Annotated in this window: 19 protein-coding genes; 13 read left to right on the top strand and 6 right to left on the bottom strand. The window is 71.9% G+C overall.

All coding sequences use genetic code 11. The features are described 5' to 3' along the window. Positions 1–97: 97 nt before the first annotated feature. The 7 genes from BIV01_RS09575 (at position 98) to BIV01_RS09545 (ending at position 6,621) form a co-directional block, all read left to right on the top strand. Positions 98–796 (top strand): NUDIX hydrolase, encoded by a 699-nt coding sequence (locus BIV01_RS09575; RefSeq protein ID WP_070418308.1) that lies wholly within the window; start codon positions 98–100, stop codon positions 794–796. 16 nt (positions 797–812) lie between these two features. Further along, positions 813–2,084, top strand: a complete 1,272-nt coding sequence (nadA, locus tag BIV01_RS09570) for a quinolinate synthase NadA (RefSeq protein ID WP_071294552.1) — start codon at positions 813–815, stop codon at positions 2,082–2,084. A gap of 2 nt (positions 2,085–2,086) precedes the next feature. Then, a complete protein-coding gene (gene nadB, locus BIV01_RS09565) occupies positions 2,087–3,706 on the top strand; it encodes an L-aspartate oxidase (protein WP_071302670.1) in 1,620 nt (539 codons plus the stop codon). Next, complete coding sequence (gene nadC, locus BIV01_RS09560) at positions 3,703–4,587, top strand: carboxylating nicotinate-nucleotide diphosphorylase (RefSeq protein WP_071302669.1); 885 nt, start codon at positions 3,703–3,705, stop codon at positions 4,585–4,587. The genes nadB and nadC overlap by 4 nt, the downstream gene beginning before the upstream one ends. Before the next feature lies 1 nt (position 4,588). Beyond that, the gene (locus tag BIV01_RS09555; protein WP_071302668.1) at positions 4,589–5,728 is read left to right on the top strand and encodes a cysteine desulfurase family protein; all 1,140 of its coding nucleotides are present in this window, start codon (positions 4,589–4,591) and stop codon (positions 5,726–5,728) included. Between the two features lie 90 nt (positions 5,729–5,818). Next, positions 5,819–6,085 (top strand): hypothetical protein, encoded by a 267-nt coding sequence (locus tag BIV01_RS09550; protein WP_070418313.1) that lies wholly within the window; start codon positions 5,819–5,821, stop codon positions 6,083–6,085. A 245-nt stretch (positions 6,086–6,330) separates the two neighbouring features. Beyond that, positions 6,331–6,621, top strand: a complete 291-nt coding sequence (locus BIV01_RS09545) for a hypothetical protein (RefSeq protein WP_071302667.1) — start codon at positions 6,331–6,333, stop codon at positions 6,619–6,621. A gap of 21 nt (positions 6,622–6,642) precedes the next feature. Here BIV01_RS09545 and BIV01_RS09540 read toward each other — a convergent pair whose 3' ends face one another. Beyond that, positions 6,643–7,104 carry an MSMEG_6728 family protein gene (locus BIV01_RS09540; protein WP_071302666.1) on the bottom strand — a complete coding sequence of 154 codons (462 nt, stop codon included), beginning with the start codon at positions 7,102–7,104 and terminating at the stop codon, positions 6,643–6,645. An 88-nt stretch (positions 7,105–7,192) separates the two neighbouring features. On the opposite strand from BIV01_RS09540, the gene BIV01_RS09535 reads away from it, so the two are divergent. Further along, positions 7,193–7,789, top strand: a complete 597-nt coding sequence (locus BIV01_RS09535) for an NAD(P)H-dependent oxidoreductase (protein ID WP_071294594.1) — start codon at positions 7,193–7,195, stop codon at positions 7,787–7,789. Between the two features lie 35 nt (positions 7,790–7,824). On the opposite strand, the gene BIV01_RS09530 is transcribed toward BIV01_RS09535, so the two are convergent. Both BIV01_RS09530 and aroQ read right to left on the bottom strand, forming a co-directional pair. Then, positions 7,825–8,877: a Gfo/Idh/MocA family oxidoreductase gene (locus BIV01_RS09530; RefSeq protein ID WP_071302665.1), complete on the bottom strand. Its 1,053-nt coding sequence runs from the start codon at positions 8,875–8,877 to the stop codon at positions 7,825–7,827. 96 nt (positions 8,878–8,973) lie between these two features. Next, positions 8,974–9,417: a type II 3-dehydroquinate dehydratase gene (gene aroQ / locus BIV01_RS09525; RefSeq protein ID WP_070418316.1), complete on the bottom strand. Its 444-nt coding sequence runs from the start codon at positions 9,415–9,417 to the stop codon at positions 8,974–8,976. Between the two features lie 139 nt (positions 9,418–9,556). On the opposite strand from aroQ, the gene BIV01_RS09520 reads away from it, so the two are divergent. Together BIV01_RS09520 and BIV01_RS09515 are read left to right on the top strand one after the other, a co-directional pair. After that, positions 9,557–11,227: a sodium:solute symporter family protein gene (locus BIV01_RS09520; protein WP_071294544.1), complete on the top strand. Its 1,671-nt coding sequence runs from the start codon at positions 9,557–9,559 to the stop codon at positions 11,225–11,227. A gap of 30 nt (positions 11,228–11,257) precedes the next feature. Further along, positions 11,258–11,587 carry a hypothetical protein gene (locus tag BIV01_RS09515; protein ID WP_071294543.1) on the top strand — a complete coding sequence of 110 codons (330 nt, stop codon included), beginning with the start codon at positions 11,258–11,260 and terminating at the stop codon, positions 11,585–11,587. Positions 11,588–11,783: 196 nt separating this feature from the next. Here the strand turns inward: BIV01_RS09515 and BIV01_RS09510 are convergent, their stop codons facing one another. Then, the gene (locus BIV01_RS09510) at positions 11,784–12,314 is read right to left on the bottom strand and encodes a DUF3800 domain-containing protein (RefSeq protein ID WP_071302664.1); all 531 of its coding nucleotides are present in this window, start codon (positions 12,312–12,314) and stop codon (positions 11,784–11,786) included. Between the two features lie 96 nt (positions 12,315–12,410). On the opposite strand from BIV01_RS09510, the gene BIV01_RS09505 reads away from it, so the two are divergent. From BIV01_RS09505 to BIV01_RS09495, 3 genes are read left to right on the top strand one after another with little or no spacing between them, the layout of a single operon-like run. Continuing rightward, positions 12,411–12,827: a VOC family protein gene (locus tag BIV01_RS09505; protein ID WP_071296396.1), complete on the top strand. Its 417-nt coding sequence runs from the start codon at positions 12,411–12,413 to the stop codon at positions 12,825–12,827. A 52-nt stretch (positions 12,828–12,879) separates the two neighbouring features. Beyond that, entirely contained in the window at positions 12,880–13,497 is a 618-nt protein-coding gene (locus tag BIV01_RS09500) for a DNA-3-methyladenine glycosylase I (RefSeq protein WP_071302877.1), read from the top strand. 38 nt (positions 13,498–13,535) lie between these two features. Further along, entirely contained in the window at positions 13,536–14,345 is an 810-nt protein-coding gene (locus tag BIV01_RS09495) for a DJ-1/PfpI family protein (RefSeq protein WP_254791816.1), read from the top strand. A gap of 1 nt (position 14,346) precedes the next feature. On the opposite strand, the gene BIV01_RS09490 is transcribed toward BIV01_RS09495, so the two are convergent. Both BIV01_RS09490 and BIV01_RS09485 read right to left on the bottom strand, forming a co-directional pair. Further along, positions 14,347–14,817 (bottom strand): GNAT family N-acetyltransferase, encoded by a 471-nt coding sequence (locus tag BIV01_RS09490; RefSeq protein WP_083413920.1) that lies wholly within the window; start codon positions 14,815–14,817, stop codon positions 14,347–14,349. Next, positions 14,814–15,322: LysR substrate-binding domain-containing protein (locus BIV01_RS09485; protein ID WP_254791815.1), on the bottom strand; the 509-nt coding region annotated here is incomplete at its 5' end. The genes BIV01_RS09490 and BIV01_RS09485, both read right to left, overlap by 4 nt.

Here is a 15,322-nt window from a genome sequence, read left to right as displayed (position 1 = left end):
AATGTAGGCGCGCGGTCCGACCAGGAGTTTTCGACGCTGTTTCCGTCTCGTGAAACCCGGTGATAGTGTCATCCCAACCCGAACACTTCGAGTCATCATGACACTTACTCCCGAGCTCCCCATCCGCGTCGCGGTCTCCACCGTGATCGTGGCGCTGCGCCCTCACCCGGACACCGGGGCGCCGGCGCTGTGGATGCCGCTCGTGCGTCGGGTGGCCGAGCCGTACGAGGGCGCGTGGGCGCTCCCGGGCGGTTGGGTGCGGCCGGACGAGGGGCTCGAGGACTCCGCCGCGGCCCGCCTCCGCGAGACCACGAACGTGCAGCCGCGCTACCTCGAGCAGCTCTACGCCTTCGGCGACGTCGACCGCTCGCCGAGCCGCGTCGTGTCGATCGTGTACTGGGCCCTCGTCCACCCGGACGAGGCGAGCTCGGTCCCCGACGACTGGAACGTACGGTGGTTCCTCGCCGACGAACACCCGCCGCTCGCCTTCGACCACGACCGGATCGTCGCGTACGCGCTCTGGCGGCTCCGCAACAAGATGTCGTACTCCCGGATCGCCCAGGCGTTCCTGGGGGACCGGTTCACCCTCGCCGAACTCCGCGGGGTGTACGAGGCGGTGCTCGGGCGTGCGCTCGACCCCGCGAACTTCCGTCGCCAGGTCGAGAAGACCGACGCGATCCTGCCGACGGACGAGACCACGAGCGGGGACCGGCACCGGCCGGCCCGGCTGTACCGCTCGAACCCCGACCTGGCCTACGCGGACAACGGTCCGCTGCAGCAGGGCAAGAAGCCGTAGAACCGAAGGAACACCCGTGTCCATCGCCACCACCATCGAACTGATCTCCAACGGTCAGGCCGCCGGCAGCACCTGCACGCCCGACCTGGCGATGCCGACGTGGGACTTCGACTCCCGGCCCGGCTACGGCCCCGGCTCGTCGATGTCGGACGTCATCCCGACCTCGGCGCCCCGGCAGGGCGTCATCCCGGACGAGTACCGGAACGCCCCGGACGACGAGCTGCACGAACGCATCGAGCGGGCGAAGGCCACCCTCGGCGACCGCGTCGTGGTCCTCGGACACTTCTACCAGCGCGACGAGGTCGTGCGGCACGCGGACTTCCTCGGCGACTCGTTCCAGCTCGCGAACGCCGCGCTGACGAAGCCCGACGCCGAGGCCATCGTGTTCTGCGGCGTGCACTTCATGGCCGAGACCGCGGACATCCTCGCCCGCGACGACCAGCGCGTGATCCTGCCGAACCTCGCCGCGGGCTGCTCGATGGCCGACATGGCCGACATCGACAGCGTCGAGGCGGCGTGGGCCGAGCTCGAGCAGGTCTACGGCACCGAGCCCGACGCCGACGGCCGCGTGCCGGTCATCCCCGTCACGTACATGAACTCCGCCGCCGACCTCAAGGCGTTCTGCGGGCGGCACGGCGGCATCGTGTGCACGTCGTCGAACGCCGCGACCGTCCTCGAGTGGGCGTTCGAGCGGGGGCAGCGCGTGCTCTTCTTCCCCGACCAGCACCTCGGCCGGAACACCGCCAAGGCGATGGGCATCAGCACGGACCTCATGCCGATGTGGAACCCGCGGAAGCCCCTCGGCGGCAACGATGAGCAGACCCTGCAGGACGCCAGGGTCGTCCTCTGGCACGGCTTCTGCTCGGTGCACCGCCGCTTCACCGTCGACCAGATCGACCAGGCCCGTCGTGAGCACCCCGGTGTGCAGGTCATCGTGCACCCCGAGTGCCCGATGGCCGTCGTCGACGCCGCCGACCACGCCGGCAGCACCGACCTCATCCGGAAGACCGTCGCAGCCGCCACCGAACCCACCACGTTCGCGATCGGCACCGAGATCAACATGGTGAACCGGCTCGCCGCCGAGTACCCGCAGCACACGATCTTCTGCCTCGACCCCGTGGTGTGCCCCTGCTCGACGATGTACCGGATCCACCCCGGCTACCTCGCCTGGGTCCTCGAGGCGCTCGTGCGCGGCGAGGTCCTCAACGAGATCGTCGTGCCGGCCGACGTCCAGGCCGACGCCAAGGTCGCCCTTGAACGCATGCTCGCCGCCCGACCCACGGTCTGACCGTGCACGTCGTCATCGTCGGCTCCGGCATCGCCGGACTCACCGCAGCGATCCGCGCGAGTGCCCGTCACGACGTCACCCTGGTGACGAAGGGCGCGCTCGCCGACGGCGCGACGGCGTACGCGCAGGGAGGCGTCGCCGTCGCGCTCGGCGCCGACGACTCCGCCTCGCTCCACCAGGCGGACACCCACGTGGCGGCAGCGGGCAGCGCCGACGCCCGCGCCGTCGAGGTGCTCTGCACCGACGGCCCCGCGCGGGTGCGGGACCTGCTGTCGCTCGGCGTCCCCTTCGACCGCACCACCGACCCGACGAGCCTCGACCGGTACGGCGACGACCTGGCCCGCGGGCGCGAGGCAGCGCACGGCCGGTGGCGCGTCGTGCACGCCGACGGCGACGCGACCGGGGCCGCCATCGAGCGCACCCTCATCGCCGCCCTGCACCGCCGGCACGTCACCATCCTCGAACGGACCTGCCTCGTCGACCTCGTGGTCCGGGACGGCTCGGTCGTCGGGGTCGACGTCCTCGACCTCCTCGGCGAACCCCGGCGGATCGACGCGGACGCCGTCGTGCTCGCGTCCGGTGGCGCCGGGCACCTGTTCCGCGAGACCACCAACCCGCTCGTCGCGACGGGCGACGGGCAGGCAGCCGCCTGGCGTGCCGGTGCCGTGCTGGCCGACCTCGAGTTCGTGCAGTTCCACCCGACCCGCCTCGCGGTCCCCGGCGGCGGGCTCGTCTCCGAGGCGGTCCGCGGCGAGGGAGCGGTGCTCCGTGACGCACGAGGGCACCGCTTCATGGTGGACGTCCACCCCGACGCCGAGCTCGCCCCCCGCGACGTCGTCGCCCGGGGCATCGCGGCCGCCGTCCGGGCGCAGGACGGAGGGCCCGTGCTCCTCGACGCGACCGGCCTCGACCCCGCCTTCCTCGTCCGGCGCTTCCCCGGGCTCACCCGCGCCACCCGGTCCGCCGGCTTCGACTGGACCCGCGAGGGCGTCCCCGTCTCCCCGGCCGCGCACTACTCGATGGGCGGGGTCGCCACCGACGCCGAGGGACGGACGAGCCTGCCCGGCCTCCTCGCGATCGGCGAGGTCGCCTGCACGGGCGTCCACGGCGCCAACCGGCTCGCGTCGAACTCGCTGCTCGAAGGACTCGTCTTCGCGGTCCGCGCAGCGGACGCGCTCGACGTGCCGCGACCCGGCAGACTCCGCCTGCGCGGCGACGCGGGTCTCCCCGTCACCAGCGTGCCGAGTGCGACCGACGTGATCCGCGCCTCCCGTCCCCTGCTGCCAGGAGGCGCGGCTCGACCCACCGACGCCGCCGACGTCCGCCAGGCGGTCCAGTCCGTCATGACGGACCGGGTCGGGCTCCTCCGCGACGCGAGCGGTCTCGCGAGCGCACGACGCGACCTGGCCGCCCTCGTCGCGCCCGAGCCGACCGGCGTCCGCGACCTCGAGGACCGGGCACTGCTCGACCTCGCCCGGGTCACGGTGCTCGCCGCCGAGGCCCGGACCGAGTCCCGCGGTTCCCACGCCCGCACCGACCACCCCGACACCGATCCAGCAGCCCCCGCGTCCCGCGCGTGGGTCGCCCAGCACGCCACCGTCCCGCAGGAGGTACCCGCATGACCGTCGACCCCGGAACGATCCCCCCGCACGCCCTCCGACGCGTCATCGACACCGCGCTCGAGGAGGACGCCCCCTGGGGCGACGTCACGAGCGAGACGCTCATCCCCGCAGACGCCACGGCGACCGCGACCCTGGCGGCGCGCGAGCCCGGCGTCCTCAGCGGGGGCGACGTGTTCGTCGCCGTGATGCACGCGGTCGACCCGACGATCGACGCGGTCCTGCACGTGCCGGACGGCAGCCGGTTCACCGCGGGCGACGTCCTCGCGACCGTGAGCGGTCCCGCCCGGTCGGTCCTCCGTGCCGAGCGGGTCGCACTGAACCTTGCCCAGCGGATGTCCGGCATCGCCACGGCGACCGCGACCTACGTGGCGGCCGTCGCCGGCACCGGTGCCCGGATCGTCGACACCCGCAAGACCACGCCCGGCCTGCGGGCCCTGGAGCGGTACGCCGTGCGGTGCGGCGGCGGGCACAACCACCGGACCTCGCTGTCCGACGCCGTGCTCGCGAAGGACAACCACCTCGCCGTGCTCCTCGCCGGCGGGATCGGCATCGGGGACGCGATCGCCGCGGCCCGCGAGCGGCTCGGGCACACCGTCCACCTCGAGGTCGAGGTGGACCGCATCGACCAGATCGAGCCCGTCGTGGCGGCCGGCGTCGACACGATCATGCTCGACAACTTCACCACCGACCAGCTCGAGGCCGGCATCCAGGTCGTCGCCGGGCGAGCCCTCGTCGAGGCCTCCGGCGGGGTGTCCCTCGACACCGTCGCCGCGATCGCCGCCACCGGGGTCGACGTGATCTCCGTCGGGGCGCTCACCCACTCGGCACGGGCACTCGACCTCGGGCTCGACGTCGACGTGGCCGTCGGCACCCGCGTCTGACGTGTTCTACCTGGACCGCGCGGCCACGACGCCCGTGCGCCGCGAGGTGCTCGAGGCGATGTGGCCGTACCTCACCGGGACCTTCGGCAACCCGTCCTCCACGCACGGGGTCGGCGACGCCGCAGCCCGTGGCCTCGCCGACGCCCGCGCCACCGTCGCTGCAGTGCTCGGGTGCCGCCCGGCCGAGGTCGTGTTCACCACCGGCGGGACCGAGGGTGCGAACACCGCGGTGAAGGGCATCGCCCTGGCGTCCCCCCGCGGTCGCCACGTCGTCACCAGCGCGATCGAGCACGAGGCGGTGCTCGAGAGCTGCCGGTACCTCGAACGGTTCCACGGGTTCGACGTCACGGTCCTGCCGGTCGACCGCGAGGGGGTCGTCGACCCGGACGTCCTCGCGGCAGCGCTCCGCCCCGACACCACCCTCGTCTCGATCGCACACGCCGACAACGAGATCGGGACGGTGCAGGACGTGCCGGCGCTCGCCGCGGTCGCCCACGCCGTCGGGGCCCGGTTCCACACCGACGCCGTCCAGTCGGCGCCGTGGCTCCCGGTCGGACTCGACGTGCTCGGCGTCGACGCGGTGTCGGTGTCCGGGCACAAGCTCGGCGCACCGAAGGGCACCGGCGTGCTCGCCGTCCGGTCCGGCGTGGCGCTCGAACCGCTGCTGCACGGTGGGGGACAGGAGCGGGGGAGACGCTCCGGCACCGAGGACGTCGCGGGTGCCGTCGGCGTCGCCACGGCCGTCGCGCTCGTCGCCGCGGGCCGGGACGACGCGGCCCGGACCGCGACCGCCACCCGGGACGCCGTGCTCGACGGGGTGCTCCGGTCGGTGCCCGGGGCGTTCGTCACCGGGTCGCGGACGTCGCGGCTGCCCGGCCACGCGTCGTTCTGCTTCCCCGGGGTGAACGGCGAGACGGTCCTGCTCGAGCTCGAGGAGCGCGACGTCGTGTCGTCGTCCGGGAGCGCCTGCGCGGCCGGCAGCACCGAGGCCTCGCACGTGCTCACGGCGCTCGGCCTGTCCGACGAGGTCGCCCGGACGGCGCTGCGCCTGACGTTCGACGCCGGCCTGACCGCGGCGGACGTCCCGGTGGTCGTCGATGCCGTCGCCGCAGCCGTCGCGACCGTCCGCGCGCTCGCCTGACACCCGACGAGGGTGTACTAGACGTTCTACTCCATGAGTGGGGTCGTGTCCCCCCTTTTGCGGACCGGCGAAGTGCGCCAGAGTGTTCACATGGCAAACGCGATGACGACTCGGGTCCGGCAGGAGGACCACTTCCGGGCGGTCCAGCTCCTCCCCGCACCCGCGACCGTCCTCGCGCTCGTCCTGGCCGCGCAGCACGACCTCGGCACCGCCCCGCTCGGGCTCATCGCCGTCGTCGGAGCACTGGCGACCATCGGGAGTGCCCTGCTCCCCATGGTCCGACCCGCCGCGGCCCGACGGTCGATGCCCGCACCGACCGAGACGGACCGGTACCGAGAGGACACCGAACACCCTTGAGGACCAGCACCGTCGAGTCCGACCCCTGCGGACTCGCCGGTGCGACGAGCCGGACCAGGTTCCCTGACCTGCGTCCGGCGCGGGGCACGACACCCCCTGATTCGTCGTGCTCCGCAGCACCTGTGACCCGTCGTGGGCGCGGGCGTCGCTTCCCCTGTGCGATGCCCGAACCCCCTGTGCCCACGGCGGGTCCCGGTGCGCTGCTCCGCGCCCACGAGCCCGGGCGCTCGCACTAGCGTGGGACCGTGCCCTCCTACCGTGTGACCCTCGCCGTCGGAGCGCTCGCACCCGGCACCGCCCCGGACGCCGTGCTCCCCGAGGCCGCCCGGCTCGTCGCCGAGCTCGTGGTGGTCGAGGCGCGGGATGTCCGTCTGCTGGGCAGTGTCCCGTGCGCAGTGGTCCGGTTCGAGTCGCCGTCGGACGACGTGGCCGATGCCGTCGCCGAGCACGCGGCCACCGGGCTGCGAGCGACGGCCGAGGTGCGGTCCGTCGCGGTCACCCGCCGTGACGGCGGTCGCTGGACCCCGATCGCCTGAGGTGACGAGGAGGACGCGTCGTCAGCGCGGCACGGACGCGACCGTCCCCGGCCACACGTAGTCGAGGTCGTCCGGCACGTCGGGGAACAGCGGCCGGTAGTGCTCCGGCGCCTTCTGCACGAGCTTCGACCGGTGCGAGCGGTGCACGGCGGGGTCCGCGTTCCACGACGGCACCGGGTAGTCGGCCCGCTCGTACGCGTCGAGGTCCTCGGGGACGAGCGCGAGGTCGGCGAGGGTCTTCTCCAGACAGGTGTCGGCGTACCCGCGGTCGGTCCACGCGCGGCACGTGGCCTGCTGGTACGCCATCAGCGCCGGACGGTACCCACGCCACATCGCCACGACGGGGTGGTGCTGCCAGCCGTAGTCCGGCAGCGTCAGTGCCCGCATCACCTGCAGCGTCTCGACCCGTTGCTTGCCGAGCCGCCGGTCGTCGAGCACCTCGGCCGAGGCGCGGAAGTCCGGGTACGGCAAGAACGTCTGCATGGCGCGGACGGTACGCGGCGGCGCTGGAACCCGACACATGCCGTCACACGCCGACCGACGGGAGTCCCGGCGTGTGAGCATCGAGCACATGAGCGGAGAACTCGTCGTCGGCGTCAGTGGCAGCCCCTCGGACCCCTCGCGGACGTCCACCCTGGTGGCTGCGACGGTGGCGCGCCTCGGGCAGGAGATCGACGACGCCCGCACCGAGACCGTCGAGATCGGGCCGCTGCTCGCCGACCTCGGCGCGGCACCGTCCCGCGAGGCGATGTCGGACCGCACGCGACGCGCGCTCGAGACGGTCGAGGCGGCGGACGTCCTCGTCGTCGGCAGCCCGGCGTTCCGCGCCGCGTACTCCGGTGCGTTCAAGCTCTTCTTCGACTGGATCGGGCAGTACGACCTCGTCGACACCCCGGTGCTGCTCACCGCGACCGGTGGGAGCGATCGGCACGCCCTGCTCGTCGAGCACCAGATGCGGCCGCTGTTCGGCTTCTTCCAGTCGACGACGCTGCCGATCGGCGTCTTCGGCAACGAGCGGGACTTCGCCAAGCGCGAGGGTGGCTACGACATCGCGAACGTCGACCTCGAGCTCCGCATCGACCAGGCCGTGCAGCGGGCGCTCCCGATCATCCGCGGGGGCTTCGCCACCGCTGCCGCCACCGAGGTCCGGCGCCCCGCCGACTTCTGATCCGGAGCCCGCCGTGCGGCGGCGCAGCGCACGCGTCAGGGCGCGGGGACCGCGATCGTCTCGCCCGATGCCGCCGAGCGACGCGCTGCGTCGAGGACGTCCACCACGTGCACGGCGTCATCCGCGGGCACCGGCACCGGCCCGAGTCCCCGGACCGCACGCGCGAACCGCTCGTAGTAGTCCGTGTACGAGCTCTGCGACGACGGGACCTCGACCGACCCCGCCGCCGTCGTGAGCGTCCCGCCGGCCGGCTCGACGCCCCACCCGGCACGGTCGTCGGCCGGTGCGTGCCCCGCGACCGCGGCCTGCGCCTGCACGTCGGTGCTCGAGGCCTCGTACGTCCCGTCGACCCCGTCCACGCGCAGGCGACGAGCGCCCAGCCAGCCCGCCTTGTTCGACGTCAGGACGGACTCCACGCCGGAGCCGTGCGTCGCCGTCAGGGTGAACCCGGCATCGATGTCGCCGTCCTGGTCGCGTCCGAGCGCGCGGGCGTCCCGGACGTCGAGCGTGCACGACACCCGCGAGATCGGTCCGAACAGCGACACCGCCTGGTCGACCAGGTGCGACCCGATGTCCGAGAGCACGCCGCCCCCGACGCCGGTCGCGATGCCCTCGCGTTCGACCAGGTCGAACCGCGACCAGAACCGCAGCGGCGTGCCGACCCGTCCGTCCTCGAGGACCCCGCGCAGCGTCACGAGGTCGGTGTCCCACCGGCGGTTGTGGAAGGGCGCGATGACGACCCCGGCCTGCGCGGCGGCGTCGCGGAGCTCGCGTGCGGTCGACGGATCGGGTGCGAACGGCTTGTCCGCGACCACGGCGACGCCGGCCGCGACCGCTTCGAGCACGAGGTCGCGCCGGGTCGACGGGGGAGTGGTGATCACGACGGCGTCGAGCCCGGCCGCCAGCAGGTCGCCGAGCGAGTCGTGCACGGGGACGCCGGGCAGGTCGGACGCGAGCTGTTCCCGCTTGTCGGACGAGCGCGCCACGACGCCCACCAGGTCGGTCCCCTCGGCGTCCGTCAGGAACGGCCGGTGGAAGGCCCGCCCGCCGATGCCGTAGCCGACGAGCCCGATGCGCACTTTGTCCATACATAAGAACATAGCGCGCGATCCGCACGGACGGAACGTTCCAGCGCTCGGACGGGAGGCGCGGTGCACGCCCGACCCGCGCCTCCTGGACCCGACTCAGCCGAGCAGCGACGCGACGTGCGCGACCGCCAGGCGGTAGCCGTCCGCACCGGCGCCGGCGATGACGGCCGTCGCGGCCGTCGCGACGTGGTCGACGTGCCGGAACGGCTCCCGCTTCCACGTGTTCGAGAGGTGGACCTCGACGACCGGTACCGACAGTGCCTCGACCGCATCGTGCAGTGCGACCGAGGTGTGCGCGTAGGCGGCGGGGTTGATCACCACGCCCACGAAGTCGTCGAGTGCCTCGTGCAGCCACTCGACGAGCTCGCCCTCGCGGTTCGTCTGCCGGAAGTCCGCCTCGAGCTCGTGCACCGCGGCCTCGGTGTGCACGATCGCCTCGATCTCGGCGAGCGTCACCGTGCCGTACTGGTCCGGGTCGCGCCGTCCGAGGATGTCGAGGTTCGGGCCGTTGAGGACGAGGATGCGCGGCTGCTCGGTCATGGCAGGAGCCTACCGAGCGCCCGCAGTCGCATTGCGGGTGCGATGCATACCTCGGCTATGTGAACGGTCACAATTCGGTGTAACGTTCCCGTCCGGGTCGGCGGAGTTGTCGATCGCAACACACTGACGTGGAGTTTGAATGGTTCTCGCTGCAGCGAACAACGGGATCCGGCTCGATCTGGGCTGGGTCGACTACCTGATGATCATCGTGTACTTCGCGGTCGTCATCGGGATCGGTTTCACCGCCCGGAAGCAGGTCCGGACGAGCATGGACTTCTTCCTGTCGGGCCGCTCGATGCCCGCGTGGATCACGGGCCTCGCGTTCGTGTCCGCGAACCTCGGCGCGACCGAGATCCTCGGCATGGCCGCCAACGGTGCCCAGATCGGCATGGCGACCCTGCACTACTACCTGGTCGGTGCCGTGCCGGCCATGGTGTTCCTCGGGCTCGTGATGATGCCCTTCTACTACGGGTCCAAGGTCCGCAGCGTGCCGGAGTTCATGCTCCGCCGCTTCGGCAAGGCCCCGCACCTGGTGAACTCGATCGCGTTCGCGGTGTCGAACGTGCTCATCGCCGGCATCAACCTCTACGCCATGGCCATCGTCATCGAGGCGATGCTCGGCTGGCCGGAGTGGCTCGCGATCATCGTGTCCGCGGGCTTCGTGCTCGTCTACATCACCCTCGGCGGGCTCTCCAGCGCGATCTACAACGAGGTCATGCAGTTCTTCGTGATCATCGCCGGCCTCATCCCGCTGACGATCGTCGGTCTGCACCGCGTCGGTGGCTGGAGCGGCCTCTCGAAGGCCATCACCGAGACCCAGGGCGTGCAGCACCTGCAGGCGTGGGCCGGCACCGGCTTCGGCGACGTCACGAACCCGATCGGTGCGAACTGGCTCGCGATCGTGCTCGGCCTCGGGTTCGTCCTCGGCTTCGGCTACTGGACGACGAACTTCACCGAGGTGCAGCGCGCGTTCTCGGCGAAGAACATGTCCGCCGCCCGCCGCACCCCGCTCATCGCCGCGATCCCGAAGCTCTTCATCCCCGCGATCGTCGTCATCCCCGGCCTCATCGCCGCGGCAGTCGTGGGCAACCAGTTCGCCTCGGGTGCCCTGGACTACAACGACGCGATCCCGAAGCTCATCCAGATGTACCTGCCGACCGGTGTGCTCGGCGTCGCGGTCACGGGTCTCCTCGCCTCGTTCATGGCCGGTATGGCGGCGAACGTGTCGTCGTTCAACACCGTCTTCACGTACGACATCTGGCAGCGCTACATCAAGCCGAACATGCCCGACGTGCACTACCTGAAGACCGGGCGCTGGGTCACCGTCGTCGGCGTGCTCGTCGGCATCGCGACCGCGTTCATCGCCGCGCAGGCGTCGAACATCATGACGTACATGCAGACGCTGTTCTCGTTCTTCAACGCGCCGCTGTTCGCCGTGTTCATCCTCGGGCTGCTCTGGAAGCGGATGACCACCGCCGGCGCGCTGTGGGGCTACATCCTCGGCATCGTGACGCCGACGATCACGTGGATCGCGTACCTCGTCAACCCGGACCTGTTCGCCACCGCGACCGCCGAGACCCTCTACGGCGCGATCATCTCGTTCGTCACCGTGCTCGTCGTCGGGTTCGTCGTGTCGATGGTCACGAAGCCGAAGGACGAGAAGGAGCTCGGCGGGCTGGTGTACGGCGTCGGCAAGATCGACCTGCACAGCGACTCCGTCGCGACCGACACCGCCTGGTACCGCTCCCCGGCGCTGCTCGGCACCGTCGCACTGATCCTGTGCGTCGTCCTCTACCTCCCGTTCCTCTAGGCCCGCGAAGACCCGCGAAGGAGATCTCCCATGAGCGACACCAACACCGCCATGACCGAGGAGCAGAAGGCCGCCCTCGTCCGCTCCACCCGCCGACTCGACCTGCGTCGCATCCTCGGTGGCCTGTTCGTCCTGTACGGCGTCATCGTGACCATCGTCGGCATCGTGCACTGGAACACCGACCCCGAGAAGACCGGTGGCATCCACATCAACCTGTGGGTCGGGTTGTCGATGCTCGTCGGCGGGCTGCTCTTCTTCCTCTGGGACCGGCTGAACCCCGTCCCGGCGGAGGACATCATCGGCCAGGCCGAGGCCGAGGAGCACCAGAAGGCGGCCGGCGAGGGCCGCGAGCTCGCGTGACCAGCTGAACAGACCGACGGACGGGAGGCGCGGTGCCGGCTGGCACCGCGCCTCCCGTCCGTCTCGGTGCCGGTTGACGGCAGTTCGGCGGCGGTCCTAGTATTGATATGTCGACCGCGTGCTGCTCGGTCGGAAGTGAGCCCCGGAGCATCCTGCAGCCAGCGCGGGACCGGGGTTTTGCGCTGTCCGGCTCGGGTCACGGCACGCGGACGACCGATCCGTCGAACTCGTGGTCGAGCGCGGCGACGTGTGCGCCGCACGCCAGGTCGGCCAGCGCGACCAGCGGCTCGTCGTCCGGGCGCACGTGCTCGTGGCGGACCGAGCGCCCGACCCCTCGGCGTCGGAGCGCATCGAACATCGATCGGTCGGCGTCGTCGTGGGTCCGTCCGCGGGACTCGATGACGATCTCCCCGACCCCGCGTTGTTCGAGTTCCCACACCAGGCGTTCGAGACAGTGGCGCCGTCGGCGTTCGACGCGCGCGGCCGCCCCGTCGTAGCGGACGACGACGACCGCGACCGCGCGACGCAGGAGTTCGAGCCACGAGATCCGCTGCGCGTGCAGCGCTTCGTACCAGTGCAGCTTCCGCATCCGACGGGGCGTCGCGGCTCGGATCCCGGCGCGGACGTCGTCGCGCTCCCGGTCGTGCACGACCACCGCGGCCATCACGTACGCGGTGTGGTCGCGACCGCCGCCGGGCTCGGACTCGTCGACGTACGCCGTCTGCATCGAGCCAGTATATTGCGTACCGGTTGCTTCGCCGATGAAACGGTTGCGCTCCGATCCCGGGCGCGCCAGGTTGAGCACGACGAAAGGATCCTCCCCATGGACACGATGGTCTTCATCAACCTGCCCGTCGCCGACCTCGAGCGCTCGAAGGCGTTCTACGAGGCCCTCGGCTACTCGATCAACCCGGCGTTCAGCGACGACACCGCGGCGTGCGTCGTGGTGAGCGACACCATCTACGTCATGGTGCTCACCCACGCCAAGTTCGCGGAGTTCACCACGAAGACCATCGCCGACGCCGACACGATCGAGGTCATCAACTCGCTCAGCGCCGACTCCAAGGACGAGGTGCACCGGATCGTCGACGCAGCGGTCGCCGCCGGTGGCTCCGAGGACCGCCCCGAGATGGACCTCGGGTTCATGTACCAGCGGAGCTTCGTCGACCCCGACGGGCACCGCTGGGAGTACGTGTGGATGGACCCGCAGGCAGCGCAGGACGGTCCGCCCGCCGAGTGAGCGACGACGGGTGTCGGCGGCGGGTGTCGGCGGCGACGGCCAGGATGGTGCCATGAGCTCCGAGTCCGTCGCCGCTGCCCCGTCCGACCTCGTCGTGGGTGACGACGGCCTCGCCCGGCCCGTGTGGGCCTCGAGTGACGAGCTGTTGCGCGACTACTACGACACCGAGTGGGGCATGCCCGTGCGCGACGAGCGCGGAGTGTTCGAACGCCTGTCGCTCGAGGCGTTCCAGTCCGGGCTGTCGTGGCGGACGATCCTCGCGAAGCGTCCGGCGTTCCGGGCAGCGTTCGCGGACTTCGACGCCGACACGGTCCAGGCGTTCGGCGAGGACGATGTCGCACGGCTCATGGCCGACGTTGGCATCGTGCGGAACCGGGCGAAGATCCTCGCGACGATCACCAACGCGAACGCCACGATCGCCCTGCGCGAGGACGGCGGCCTGGCCGACTTCGTGTGGTCGTTCCGGCCGGCGACGACGCCCGAGCCGGTCACGTACGCCGACGTCCCGACGAAGTCGGACGAGTCCGTCGCACTGTCGAAGGCGCTCCGGAAGCGGGGCTTCGCCTTCGTCGGGCCCACGACGATGTACGCGCTGATGGAGGCGCTCGGCATCGTCGACACGCACCTCGTCGGCAGCCACCGCCGGGGGACCTCCGGCGTCTGGAGCTGACCCCGACGGTGCCGACGGTGCAGGGCTAGGGTCGCGGCATGAGCTCCGAGAACCCGCGCGTCCGCCCCGTCCACCCGGTCGAGGCCGAGGTGGTGGAGGTGCCCCTCGACGCCGAGGTGCCGACGCCCGAGCCGTCCGACGACCCCGGTGCCGGCACCCCCGAGCACGACCCGGCCGAGATCCGGATCGCGTTCCTGATGTTCCCCGGCCTGACGCAGCTCGACCTGACCGGGCCGGCGCAGGTGCTGTGCCGCGTCCCGGGAGCCCGCGTCGAGTACGTCGCGGCGACGCTCGACCCGGTACCGAGCGACTGCGGGCTGTCGCTCGTACCGACCACGACCATCGCTGATGCCAGCCCGGCCGACGTGCTCGTCGTCCCCGGCGGCGACGGCGCCTTCGACGCGATGCTCGACCCCGCGGTGGTCGCGTTCGTCCGGCGCGAGGCCGAGCGCGCCACCTGGGTGACCTCGGTGTGCACCGGCGCGTTCGTCATCGGCGCGGCGGGGTTGCTCGCCGGCAAGCGCGCGACGACGCACTGGGCATCGAAGCCGATGCTCGCGGCGTTCGGTGCGCAGCCGGTCGACGACCGTGTCGTGGACGACGGGGCCGTCGTCACCGCGGCCGGGGTGAGCGCCGGCATCGACATGGCGCTCTGGCTCGCGGCCGAACTGGCCGGGCAGCCTGCAGCCGAGGCGATCCAGCTCCAGATCGAGTACGACCCGCAGCCCCCGTTCGACGCGGGTTCGGCCGTCCGGGCGGACACCCGGATCGTGACCGAGGCGCGTGCCGCAGCGGAAGCGGCACGTGGTGACCGGGTGGCGCGGGCGGCCGCGGCCGTGATGCGCTGAGTCAGTCGAGCGGGAGCTGCATCTGCGTCGCGGTGACGCCGTAGCCGAGTCGCTCGTAGAGGTCCTGCGCGCCCGTGTTGTACCCGAACACGTTCAGGCCGATGGTCCGGGCGCCGTTCGCGCGGGCGACCTCGTGCGCCTGCTCGAGCGCTCGGCGGGCGTGCCCCCTGCGTCGGTGCGGCTCGTCGATCTCGACGTCGAACACCCACCAGTCGGTGCTGCCCGGTGCGAACGGGCCGATCCAGAGGTACCCGACCACGGCGTCGGCGTCGTCGAGGACGTCCCAGACGAAGTGCTCGGGCAGCGGCGTTCCGTCGGGGAACCACTTGTCGAGGGACTGCTGCTTGTTCGCTTCGGCGCGCTCCCGCGTCTCGCCCGCCCGGATGCGTGACTCGACGTACTCCGCCATCGTGCGGTCGAGCCACCCGGGCAGTCGCTCGGCCGGCATCGCGACGAGGTGCGTGTCCGTCACCGGTTGCCCTTCGACCCGCGCTTCGGCTTGCCCTTCATGCCGCGCTGCACACGCCCGCGACCGGTCGAGTTCTTCCCGCCGCCGCTCTTGCCACCGGTGCCCTTGGTGGCGCCGCGCTTCGCGACCGTCTTCGCGTTCGACGGTGCGGCCTTGCCGCCGCCCTTCGCCGGACGCGACCCGTCCTTCGGGTCGGGAGCCGCGCCTCCTGGCTGGTCCTGGTCACCCCGCGAACTGTTCGCGGTGCGCCCGCGGACCACGCCGATGAACTCCTCGGTGGTCTCGGTGGCGTCCTCGGAACGCCAGACGAGCACGATCCGGGTGCCGGGCGAGCCCGCGAGCGTGCGGCTGACGAGCTCCTTGCGGCTCGCGGCACGGAAGAGGGACTGGGGGAGGACGGCCACGCCGACGTTCGCCTCGACCAGGTCGAGCGTGGCGTCGACGTCCTCCGGGACCGGGCCGGGGTCGACGACGTGCACGTCGGTCGCGCCGAGGTCGACCTCGGCGA

It is taken from the genome of Curtobacterium sp. MCBA15_013, assembly GCF_001865095.1.
In the GTDB taxonomy this organism is placed as follows: Bacteria; Actinomycetota; Actinomycetes; order Actinomycetales; family Microbacteriaceae; genus Curtobacterium.
The sequence above is the reverse complement of the archived record's forward strand: the minus strand, read 5'-3'. Positions and strand labels throughout refer to the sequence as shown.

Bases quoted from the DNA above. Each gene is read 5' to 3' on its own strand.
- BIV01_RS09575 (WP_070418308.1), top strand. From the start codon at position 98: ATGACACTTACTCCCGAGCTCCCCATCCGCGTCGCGGTCTCCACCGTG.
- nadC (WP_071302669.1), top strand. From the start codon at position 3,703: ATGACCGTCGACCCCGGAACGATCCCCCCGCACGCCCTCCGACGCGTC.
- BIV01_RS09550 (WP_070418313.1), top strand. From the start codon at position 5,819: ATGGCAAACGCGATGACGACTCGGGTCCGGCAGGAGGACCACTTCCGG.
- BIV01_RS09540 (WP_071302666.1), bottom strand. From the start codon at position 7,104: ATGCAGACGTTCTTGCCGTACCCGGACTTCCGCGCCTCGGCCGAGGTG.
- BIV01_RS09535 (WP_071294594.1), top strand. From the start codon at position 7,193: ATGAGCGGAGAACTCGTCGTCGGCGTCAGTGGCAGCCCCTCGGACCCC.
- BIV01_RS09530 (WP_071302665.1), bottom strand. From the start codon at position 8,877: ATGGACAAAGTGCGCATCGGGCTCGTCGGCTACGGCATCGGCGGGCGG.
- aroQ (WP_070418316.1), bottom strand. From the start codon at position 9,417: ATGACCGAGCAGCCGCGCATCCTCGTCCTCAACGGCCCGAACCTCGAC.
- BIV01_RS09520 (WP_071294544.1), top strand. From the start codon at position 9,557: ATGGTTCTCGCTGCAGCGAACAACGGGATCCGGCTCGATCTGGGCTGG.
- BIV01_RS09515 (WP_071294543.1), top strand. From the start codon at position 11,258: ATGAGCGACACCAACACCGCCATGACCGAGGAGCAGAAGGCCGCCCTC.
- BIV01_RS09510 (WP_071302664.1), bottom strand. From the start codon at position 12,314: ATGCAGACGGCGTACGTCGACGAGTCCGAGCCCGGCGGCGGTCGCGAC.
- BIV01_RS09505 (WP_071296396.1), top strand. From the start codon at position 12,411: ATGGACACGATGGTCTTCATCAACCTGCCCGTCGCCGACCTCGAGCGC.
- BIV01_RS09500 (WP_071302877.1), top strand. From the start codon at position 12,880: ATGAGCTCCGAGTCCGTCGCCGCTGCCCCGTCCGACCTCGTCGTGGGT.
- BIV01_RS09495 (WP_254791816.1), top strand. From the start codon at position 13,536: ATGAGCTCCGAGAACCCGCGCGTCCGCCCCGTCCACCCGGTCGAGGCC.